This is a genomic window from Streptomyces sp. NPDC045701 (assembly GCF_056432045.1).
Map to the genome: position 1 here is coordinate 1 of NZ_JBWKJV010000100.1, position 7,948 is coordinate 7,948.

Consider the following 7,948-nt stretch of genomic DNA (forward strand, 5'->3'; position numbering starts at 1 on the left):
CTACAAGGACCGCAACACCGTCGAGCGCCTGATCAACAAGCTCAAGGCATGGCGCGGCATCGCCACCCGCTTCGACAAGACCCCCGAAAGCTACCAAGCTGGCCTCCACCTCCGCGCATCCATGATCTGGATCAACGACCTCACAAGGACCACTCATTGATCACGACTCGATACAGGCTCTAGGTAGTGTCCTGCGCCGGGAATTCGTTCAAGATATGCGGCGAGGCGTTGCAGGATCTCGTCGGCATCCTTCGTCCAGACGGAGGGCTTGGGGTCCTCGTTCCACTTCGCGATCCAGGAGCGGATGTCGCGTTCCAGGGCCTGGAGGTTCTTGTGAACTCCGCGCCGATCTTCTTGTCGGTCAGTAGGCCGAACCACCGCTCGACCTAGGTTGAGCCAGGATGAGCTGGGGTCACGTCCGCTGGAGGTGGTGTATCGACGGCCACTCGGTGCTGCTGGAGCTGCTCGCCGAGTACGGCGACACTCCCGAGGGCCCGATTCCGGTCGCGATCGAGACCAGCCACGGCCTGCTGGTCGCCGCCCTGCGCACCGGCAAAGCGCCGGATCTACACGGTCAACCCGCTCTCCGGCGCCCGCTACCGGGACCGGCACGGTGTCAGCCGCAAGAAGTCCGACCCAGGTGACGCCCTGGTTCTGGCGAACATCTTGCGCACCGACATGCACGCCCAACCGACCGCTTCCCGCTGACAGCGACCTGGCCCGCGCGGTCACCGTGCTCGCCCGGGCCCAGCAGGATGCCGTCTGGCACCGCCAGCAGCTGGTCAACCAGGTCCGCTCGCTGCTGAAGACGTTCTACCCGGCCGCCCTGGACGCCTTCCAGGGCAAGCAGTACGGCTTGGCCTGGTCCGAGGCTCGAGCTGTCCTGAGCCACGGCGCCGGCCCCGGCCCGCGCGGCGAAACTCTCGCTCCCGCAGTTCCAGGCCGCACTGGGGCGCGCCGGCCGCGTCCGCGGCATCGAGGCCGAGGCCAGACGCCTCAAGGAGGTCTTCAAAGGCGACTACGCGCGCCAGCCGCAAGCCGTCGAGAACGCCATGGGACACCAGCTCGCAGCACTGCTGGTGCAGTTGGATGCCGCCTGCCGGGCGGCGAACGAGCTGGCCGAGGCGGTGGAGGAGTCTTGCGGGCTCGCACCACAAAGATCAATGGTTGCAACAGGCGGATGAGTTCCGCAGCGGCCCGAAGGCGCCGGGCGCCACCGGTCTTTCACGAGGCCTCGATGGGCCAGGTCGCCACAGGAGTCTGCCCCGCGCCCACAGGCCGCCACGGATCCCACCACTTCACCAGTCCAGCCACCCGGGGCTGACCTGGAACCACCTACTCACGAATTAGGACGGGCACGCCGGTATCCGCCCGACCGGCTGCCCTGCTTTAAAACCCGGTTTTGAAGCAGGGGACTCAGCTCTGCTTTCTCGCGTGCCCGTGAAGAAGAGGACACTGGGGCGCGTCGCGCGGGCCCTCACCGAGCTGACGATGGTTGAGCGATATCTGCGGCGGGGGAGCGGATCGTGCGGGCCATCACCTAGTGTGACCAGCGCCGGACAGGCGAACGGGCGGCACCGGTCCCGCGCGAGAGGAGTCCCCCGTGCTCTACGATTCGGTCGCTCGGCAGACCTCCCGAGGGACCTCACGGGCCTTCATGCCCCAGCGTTAGAGAACACCGCCATGCACGGCCCGCCCGCTCCTTCCCCTCCATCACCGGACCCGGCCGCTCCCCGCACCCGGTGGTGGCTGACCATCCGTGCCCGCAGCGGCGTCTTCATCGCTGTTCCAGTGCTGGGGCTGATCAGCCCTTACCTGGTCTTGGCGGTGAGGGCCGTCGCGATCGTCTTGGCTTGGAAGGACACGTCGGAGCAAGGGCGTGAAGGGGCCGCCACAGTTCGGCGTTTGCTCTGCTCGGGTCGGTCGCCCCGGACCAGCCCGAAGACCAGACCAGAGGCACCGCGGCGCCGGCGGGCGGGAAAGCCGGGGTAGGCGCGGGCGCGCTGGACATCCCGGCCCAGACTACGCCGATATCGACCTCCAAGCCCCGCCCTGCGGCGAAGGACTACCGGGGGATGTCTCTGGACGACGCGCGGGAGGCCGCGGAGACCGCCGGTTTCGGCGTGGACGAGCACGATGCGTCCTCCGAGGACAAGAGCATCATGATGCGGCTCCACTGGACCGTCTGTTTCCACCGCACTGGCTGGACCTCGTCCGGCGCAAGGACGATCGATTTCGGCGCGGTGAAGAAGGGCGACCCGTGTCCCCCGGAGGACGGGGGTGCGATCCCGTGGCCGACGACGCCGGAGCTGGTCTGGAAGACGTGGAGGACAGCGAACGAGGAGGTGGCCGCTCATGGGACCGTCCCGGTCGACCACATCATCATCATGGCGTACGCCAACGACCAGCTTCCCGACAGGCTGAGTAGGACGACTGGCGGGTGTGCGGCCAGGCAAGTGGGAACGTCACCGTCGACATGTGGGTGACGACTGGACTGACTCACCCGGACAACGGCTGCCCCGGCTTCGGCAGGGACGACGGCAACCGGCCGAGCCTGCCGGGCCGGGGCGATGACGGCGACCGCCACTACCACGACCCGTTCCCAGGCGACCGGCGCCGCAGCAGCTCTTGACACTTCACCACCCCAGCTGGCCAGGCTCTATAACGTTCTCAGGGCAGGATGAAACACCAGCTGTATTCGCGCCCGGTGCGGAGCGCGGGCACGCGGATCCATGATTCGGTGGGCAGGAGGCAGTCAGGCCCACCAGGCGTCGATGCTGTCCAGCCGGAAACGTACCTTCTGATGCTCCCTCAAGCTGACACCGGGCCCTTCCTTGACGTGTAGGTGCAGGTACTCGTCGATGTCCGTCGCTTCTGACACTTGCCGTCTGTAGTCACGACAATCCGAAGCTTCGAAGATGTTCTCGACGAAGCTGTTGGGTCTGCCTACCGAGCCTTTGAAGAGGACGCCGCCTACAAGGATTGAAATGTGGTATCGAGGGCTCCGCTCGTCGGGATCTGAGGCCCGCCGCGAGATGAACTGCAACAGAGGGTCGATTTCTCTCATGAGGCAAGCGTGAGCCCGAAACCGGATCTCCGCACGGGCAGGGACGTGGAGGAAATCGGGCGTCTCCCACACTCAGACCCGATCATTGCCGCCACGCCGGGAACGCGGGGCTGACAGCAGACCGGGCTGGAGACCTGTCGGCCGTTGTGATGATCGCTAGACTCAAGGTGAAGAGGGCAGGGGATGAGGGATGCCCCCGAGAGCAGCGCTGCTCTGTTGCAGCCTCTGTTGTCGGTGCAGTTGAAGGTTGCCGAGAACAGTGAACCTTTTCAGAGTGGCTACTGATCGGGTGACGGACCTGGACGGGGTGAAACGGGCAGAGCCCCCGGGCTGTTGGCAAGTTGTCGAAGCTCAACTCTTCAGCCTGGGGCTCTGTTGGTCACCTATCCTGCCGCACTGGACCTTCCGCACGCTCTGGCGGAGTGGGTGACGATGCTGCCTGTCACCCGCGAGGGTGCCCGCCGGTGCAAGCTGCGGCCGTCCCAGCGTGCGCTGGTGGCACTGGTGTACCTGCCCAAGCACGACACCCTCGCCCAGATCGCCGCAGCCTTCCGCATCAGCGTGAGAATTGCTCACGCCTGCGTGCACGCCGTCACCTCTCTCCTTGCCGGAAAGGCCCCGCGGGTCTTACTTCAGGCCCTGCGGCAGGCAAACGGACCCTCCGTACTGCTGGACGGAACCCCCGCAGAACGCGACCGCGTGGGCGACTCCCGGCGCGACTGCCCGGGCAAGCACCGCCGACACGGGAGGAACCTGCAGGTCCTGCTCGGTACCGGCGGTAAACTCGTCTGGATCTCTCGCCCGCTGCCCGGCGCACCCACGACCTCACCGCGACCCACAGACACCGCATCGCCACCTGTGCGCGCCTGAGGATCACGGCACTGGCCGGCCTCGGCGACCCGGCAGGCAAGAACTCACCACGGAACAGAAATCGCTGAAACAAGGCACACGCCCGACTGCGCCCGCCAGTCGAACACCATCAAACGCTGGCGCATCTTCCCCACGCCCGATGCAGCCCCAATCAGCTCGCGTCAGACCCCAAGGCGGTCCTCACCCTGGGAGGCAGCGCTGAAAAGGCTCAGTCATTCAGGCTGGCCAGCCCCCTCCTTGGGAGCCATGAGCTGAGCCAGGAAGGCTTCAATGATGACGTTGATCATGTGTCCATGAAGCCCGGTCGCGCCGGCAAGCATCAGCTCGTCCTTCATGTCGTCAAGCCATTCGAAGTTGGTTTGAGAAATTGTGTAGTGATTGGGCGCCTCCGCTCCTGCGCCCTCACCAAGATGACGCTCGCGGAACTTATCCGCTTCGCTAATCAGCGTGGTCACCGGGTATCGATGGGCCAGACTTAGGGCCGCATCGATATAGTGACTGGGAACGAGATCCCGAATTCCAAGCAGGCGCTTATCCTGAACCAGCTGTTCCGTCACCGCTCGGGCTACATCTCGGTGGAGGCGAACATTGCGTTTTACCCGGGAATGCGTCCGGGTCGCTTTTGAGTTCCGGTAGCTTGATGCCAGTTCCTGGTACGCCTCCGGAAGGCCATGCACTCGACCAGCCAACACAGAGGGAAGGCCTTCGACGGACCGCGTCTGGAAATAACCCGATGTGCTAGGGAAAGACGGCGTCGTCGGACGTCGCACGGAAACAATTCCCAAGGAGGGGGGCTTGTCAGGTTCCGCTTCATCTTCAGGTCCCTGTAGGCCTTCAGAGGCCGAGAGAATCTCTACGGTTTGTGTAGTCGCACCTCCCCCACGCCTGAGGGCGGTTACAGATCGATCGGCACCCGAGCGATCCTGGGCAGAATACTCATCAGATTCTGACAGGGGATTGCTTGCCTTGCCCGCCGTTGGTGTCGGGGCTGAGCCCGGTGGTTGTGTTACGAACGAGCTGCTCGAAGCGATCTCACTTGCAACTTCCGGGGATTGAGGCAGCTCAGGGCCCTGCTCTTGCTCTGAGGTTTTCACAGGCGGGTCGTGCGCAGTGTGAGGTTCCGGATCCCGATGCCTATTGATTTCCGCCAAAGCACCCGTTTCGGACAGTTTGGCCAGCGCCCCGAAGGCGCCCCCCGCCTTAGCCGATTTCTTGGGGCGGCGCCGTACGTTACCAGATTCCGAAGTACTAGCCATCTACTTCCCAACCTCCGCCGCTTCCCGTCTTGCGATTTCCGATGCTGGTACACCCAGCGCCTCGGCAAGAACCGCACTAAAGTACGCGAAGTCCTCGGGGACAGTACCCCATGTATCAGCAATTCCTTCAAGGAAGGGTACGGTATTCTGCAGCAGCGAAACTGTCGACATCCCGGTCGGCTGCCCGGAAGTATCGCCGGCTACCACGCTTTGGATGTGTTCTCTTCCGTTTGCATAACTTACGCGCCTAGGAAATGAGCGCGCGATAAGAACGTTAAGCTCGATTGGCTCTCCCATCTCACGCAACAGATCGAAAGTTGTGGCGAGCTGAACGATGTCACCGACATGCTGCTGCGTCGGAACGATACCTCTCTTTGTAAGTGCCCAAGCGGTTTTCAAGACACCCTTATCCGTGGGACCGACGTCAATCACCAAGTGGCGGTATCCCCTCTGCATTAGGTCGTTTACCTGCTTGGCCATGTTGGGGCCACTATAGCCCACGACATTTACCGAGGACGGCCAAGCTTCGCCGGCGGCGGCCTGCCACTTGAGGCAAGTTCGGTTCGTGTCATCCGCGTCAACCAGAAGCACCGGTTCCCCAGTGAGCGCCAGAATAAGTGAGCTATAGACCGCAAGCGTGGTTTTCATTACCCCCCCTTTTGCGTTGCCCATCGCCAAACGCACGCCTCCAGGCGTATTCAGGGATGCAATTACCGCAGTTCGAAGGGGTTCTTCAAGTGTGCTGACGATCTCCCTGATCGCGGGGGTGGTGGTAGAAGGAAGGTGTAGCGACGGGATCTCAATCTCCATTGCAGACTGGCTCACCATTCTTGCGCGACCTCATTCCTCTAGCAGCGCGTTGTTCACGATGAAGTCTTGTCTGTAAGCACAGTCGAGGGGGATGTGCCCCCCTCAGATGTACGCGTCGGCGAGAGTAGCACCGGCGACCCAACTACTCCTGACAGCTCGCCTATGGGCGAGCCAATCTAGCAGAGGACCCGTGCGGGAGGAGGCGCCAGGAATGTCGGGCATGACATGCCAGAGCAAGCGGGACATAGAGGTCAAAGTCCAAGAATCCCGCCTGGCGCCCAGCGGGGGCGGTGGCCTTGTGTCCCTGTGTTCTCTTCTGTGGTCCAGCTAGTGCGAACGTGAATTTTTTGATCGGGGGGCGCGAGAGGGCTGGAGCATTTCACATGCGCACAAGCTGGCACTCTGGAACACAGAGTGGGACACATTCCCTTCTTCTGTCAGGGGGCCGCACAAAAAGCTCGTCACCGCTCACCAAACCGCACCAAGCGAGGACCGGCCCCCGGAGGGTCCGATGGCCGACTGATCAAGTACTACCCGGCGGGGGAGACACCCCATACGCCGGAGCCGGGCGGGGGGCGGGACGCTGCAGGCCCGCGCCGTTGCACGCGGGAAAATGGGTCACCTGCCAACGTGCCGTCGAGGCTCGATGCCGTCGCCGTGGGCTGACCCAACGGGCGGGGGGGCCCGTGGGACTCGTTTACCGGTGCGACGTCCATCAACCCGCTGTACTGCCGAGATACCTCTTGGCCCCGCGCCAAAGACGGGGGCAGTCCGATCGATGGGCGGGACGAAGCACGGCCGACCCGGAAAACTCCCGAGCCGGGCGTCGGAGCTTCTGCGGCGTCAACGCCGTTTGCTCCGCAAGCCTTCCACCCCTGGGGTTTATCTCGACTACCTCATCTCCCTGACCGGCGCAGCGCGCGGGCAAGCAGCTGCAGGGCGTGGAGGCGGTGTCGTGGATGCGGCGGGAGAGCCCCCTGGCATCGGGAGCCGCCAGTGGTGATGCACTGCCGACAGGTGAGCGAGCCGTCACAGCACGCCCCGACACCCGGGGCTGGCCAAGCTGTTGCCCGCTCGGGGCCTTCTCAGAGTGAGAGCGGGAGCTGGGTGGTGGCGCCGACCAGGAGGGGGCGTAGGTGTCGCCGTAGACGGCGAAGTCGTCCGCCCGTAGCACCCGTGGGGTCCCCAGCACCGGCCCCAATCGCGAAATGCGTGATATTGCCCCACCAGCCAGGACCTGGCGGCCTGGTCCGACTGCCACCGGGGGCGCCCTGCGTCGGGCAGACCAGAAAAATCCATTTGGCCGCCGACTGACGCTGGCTCCCATGATCCTCATCCCGGGGCCGCTACAGGGCACCGACAGCCCCCAGTTCACCACCCGTCGTGCGCAAAGCGCATGCACATTCGCCCCCGTCCAGGCCCAACCCGGCCCGCCGCAGTCACCCCAGGCAAGACCTGCTCCTCCCGTGCCGTACGCGCACACCTGCGTCAACGCCGGCTCAAGGGCTTCATCGCCGGAGAGGAAGGACCAGGCCTGCTGCTTGGTCCTCAAGTGGTGGGAATTGCACGCACGTTGAGATGGGGGGCAGGGAGTGGGTAGGGGATGCTGTCCCGCCAGGTGGCGTAGCCGATCAAGGTACGGGTGTGCGCGGTCGTACTCCTTGATGGCACCCTCCGCACGGTGCAGACGGCGTATCTCGGCCCAGTCCTCCACTTTCAGCACCCTCCAGATCATCAAGGGGGTTAATTCTGCGGGAGGGCGGATTCGCATGATCGTCGCAATGTTGCTGGTGTCATGCTGTCAGAGCGGCGGCGAAGAGCTCGGCGGGGGCCTGCCATCCCAGGGTCTCCCGGGGCCGGTTGCTGAGGCGGTCCTCGATGGCCTGGAGGTCGTCGGGTGTGTGGGCTGACAGGTCGCTGCCCTTCGGCAGGTACTGCCGCAGCA

At 64.3% G+C, this 7,948-nt stretch carries 4 protein-coding genes and 5 pseudogenes; 4 read left to right on the forward strand and 5 right to left on the reverse strand.

The genetic code is table 11. The features are described 5' to 3' along the window. A pseudogene (locus AC07DW_RS32590) lies at nt 1–160 on the forward strand (IS5/IS1182 family transposase); the annotation flags it as partial. Here the strand turns inward: AC07DW_RS32590 and AC07DW_RS32595 are convergent. Continuing rightward, nucleotides 154–405 (reverse strand): annotated as a pseudogene (locus tag AC07DW_RS32595) (hypothetical protein); the annotation flags it as partial. The pseudogenes AC07DW_RS32590 and AC07DW_RS32595 sit on opposite strands and share 7 nt — an antisense overlap. 29 nt (nt 406–434) lie before the next feature. Here AC07DW_RS32595 and AC07DW_RS32600 point away from each other — a divergent pair. Together AC07DW_RS32600 and AC07DW_RS32605 are read left to right on the forward strand one after the other, a co-directional pair. Beyond that, nucleotides 435–1,139, forward strand: a pseudogene (locus tag AC07DW_RS32600) (IS110 family transposase); the annotation flags it as partial. Nucleotides 1,140–2,075: 936 nt separating this feature from the next. Further along, a complete protein-coding gene (locus tag AC07DW_RS32605) occupies nt 2,076–2,486 on the forward strand; it encodes a hypothetical protein (RefSeq protein ID WP_478861256.1) in 411 nt (136 codons plus the stop codon). 269 nt (nt 2,487–2,755) lie between these two features. On the opposite strand, the gene AC07DW_RS32610 is transcribed toward AC07DW_RS32605, so the two are convergent. Further along, entirely contained in the window at nt 2,756–3,067 is a 312-nt protein-coding gene (locus AC07DW_RS32610; RefSeq protein ID WP_478861257.1) for a hypothetical protein, read from the reverse strand. Between the two features lie 375 nt (nt 3,068–3,442). Between AC07DW_RS32610 and AC07DW_RS32615 the strand changes: the two are divergent. Then, nucleotides 3,443–4,125, forward strand: a pseudogene (locus tag AC07DW_RS32615) (transposase family protein); the annotation flags it as partial. A 24-nt stretch (nt 4,126–4,149) separates the two neighbouring features. On the opposite strand, the gene AC07DW_RS32620 reads toward AC07DW_RS32615, so the two are convergent. The 3 genes and pseudogenes from AC07DW_RS32620 to AC07DW_RS32630 all read right to left on the reverse strand — a co-directional run. Continuing rightward, entirely contained in the window at nt 4,150–4,494 is a 345-nt protein-coding gene (locus AC07DW_RS32620; RefSeq protein WP_478861259.1) for a hypothetical protein, read from the reverse strand. A 699-nt stretch (nt 4,495–5,193) separates the two neighbouring features. Next, nucleotides 5,194–6,003: an AAA family ATPase gene (locus AC07DW_RS32625; protein WP_478861258.1), complete on the reverse strand. Its 810-nt coding sequence runs from the start codon at nt 6,001–6,003 to the stop codon at nt 5,194–5,196. A gap of 1,793 nt (nt 6,004–7,796) precedes the next feature. Further along, nucleotides 7,797–7,948 (reverse strand): annotated as a pseudogene (locus tag AC07DW_RS32630) (IS30 family transposase); the annotation flags it as partial.